Source organism: Blastomonas sp. CCH1-A6 (assembly GCF_001556365.1).
Lineage (GTDB): Bacteria > Pseudomonadota > Alphaproteobacteria > Sphingomonadales > Sphingomonadaceae > Blastomonas > Blastomonas ursincola.
The window spans coordinates 1-1,970 of sequence record NZ_LSIS01000469.1 but is presented as its reverse complement, the minus strand read 5'-3'; the positions used below and the strand labels follow the sequence as shown (position 1 = coordinate 1,970).

The 1,970-nt window shown below is 64.6% G+C and carries 2 protein-coding genes; both read right to left on the bottom strand.

Annotation, left to right across the window (positions count from 1 at the left end):
* On the bottom strand, positions 1–987 hold a 987-nt coding region (locus tag AX735_RS21000), incomplete at its 3' end, for an MCP four helix bundle domain-containing protein (RefSeq protein WP_156447569.1).
* 111 nt (positions 988–1,098) lie between these two features.
* Positions 1,099–1,970 (bottom strand): methyl-accepting chemotaxis protein (locus AX735_RS20995; protein ID WP_231750202.1); only part of this gene is annotated, 872 nt, incomplete at its 5' end.

Sequence of the window (1,970 nt, the reverse complement as noted above, 5' to 3'; positions counted from 1 at the left end):
CTGTTCGGTCGCGCCCTGCGAGACCTGTTCGGAGCTCGACGACAGTTCCTGGCTGCCGGCTGCAACGTTGCCGATCGCGGCGGTGGTGTCGGCGACGACGATGCGCAGCCGCTCGACCATCGCGATCAGCGCGTGGCCCAGCTTGTCCTCATCGGACAGCGCGGTGTGCTGCACGGTCAGGTCGCCATGCGCGATGGTTTCGGCGAGCGCGGCGGTCTGGCGCAGGTTTGCGGTCATGCGGTTGACGGTATCGACCAGATCCTTGATCTCGTCGTTGGTGGTGACCACGACATCCTTGTCGAGATCGCCGATGGCGACGGCATCGATGGCGATGCTGACATTCTTCAGGCCGCGCGAGATGGTCAGCGAGATCCAGATGGCAGCGGCAATGCCCGCGATCATGGCGACAACCAGCAGCCCGATGAACAGGTTGCGCGCATCGGCATAGGCGGCATCGCCCTCGGCGCTCGCCTTGTTGCCGCCCTCGGTGTTCAGATTGACGAGCTTGAGCAGGTCGGCGGAAAAATCGTCGTACAGGGTCTTGCTGGCGGCGAGCGCTGCGGCGGCCTCGACATTCTGGTTGGCGCGCGAGAGCGCGATGAAGCGGTCGCCGTCCTTCAGATATCGGTCGAACTTGCCCGCGAACGTCTGATAGATCTGGCGCTCCTCGTCCGAAGAGATGAGCTTCTCGTAGCGTGCACGCTGCGTCGCGATGTCGCGCAAGATGGTGTCCATCTGCCCCTCGACCTGGCGCATCACGGAGGGATCGGTGGAAACGACATGCGTGTATTGCGCAATCCGCAGGTCCGACGTCGCGGTGTTGATCCGGTGGATGGCATCGATGCTGGGCATCCAGTTCTTCGCCAGATCGGTCGACTTGTCGTTGATGGTCGACATGTTGGTGATGCCGAAAACACCGATAATGCCGGTGATCAGCAGCAGAAAGGCGAAGGCGCCCGCCAGTTTTGCCTTGATGGTTGCACGCATGGGTTCAGTCTCACTTCGGTCAAATGGGGTGGGCGCGCGGGGTCGCTCGCCACCTGGGGTGGTCACTGGGTGTCAAAAATTCGGATGGGGTCAGGCGTCAGACAGGCCGGATCATGCTGCCTCTCCAAAATCGGCATCATCATCGTCGGCTACGCCGCGTTCCAGATCCAGCGCAAAGCCCTTCACCCGCTCCTGCTGATGCGCCACGCTATCGGCCTTCGGCCTGGCAGCGGCGGGCCTGACGGGCTTTGCCGTCTTGCCCACGGGCCTGGCGGTTCTGGCTGCGACAGGCTTGGGCGTCTTGGGCCGGGCACGGGGGGCTTGTCGCTCGTCAAGCTGGAAGAAGGAAACGGTCTGCTGCATCTCCTCGGCCTGGCTGGCCAGTTCCTCGGAGGTGCTGCTGATCTGCTCGGAGGCGCTGGCATTCTGCTGCGTTACCTTGTCGAGCTGCTGGATCGCCTCGTTGATCTGTTCGGTGCCGATGTCCTGTTCGCGGCAGGCGGCGCTGATCTCGGACACCAGTTCGGCGGTCCGGCGGATGTCCGGCACCAGCTTGTTCAGCATCTCGCCGGCTTCCGCGGCGGCCTTGACGGTCTCCGACGAGACCTGGCTGATTTCGGCCGCGGCGCCCTGGCTGCGCTCGGCAAGCTTGCGCACTTCGGAGGCGACGACCGCAAAGCCGCGCCCATGTTCGCCGGCACGCGCGGCCTCGACCGCGGCGTTGAGCGCGAGCAGGTCGGTCTGGCGTGCGATTTCCTGCACGATGCCGATCTTGTCGGCGATCGTCTGCATCGCGCCGACGGCCTTGTTCACCGCCTCGCCGCTGACCTCGGCATCCCTGGCCGACTGGCGCGCGATCTTTTCGGTCTGCGCGGCATTGTCCGCATTCTGTTTGACGTTCGCGGCCATCTCTTCCATCGCCGCAGAAGCCTGTTCGGCGGCAGCGGCCTGCTCGGTCGCGCCCTGCGAGACCTGTTCGGAGC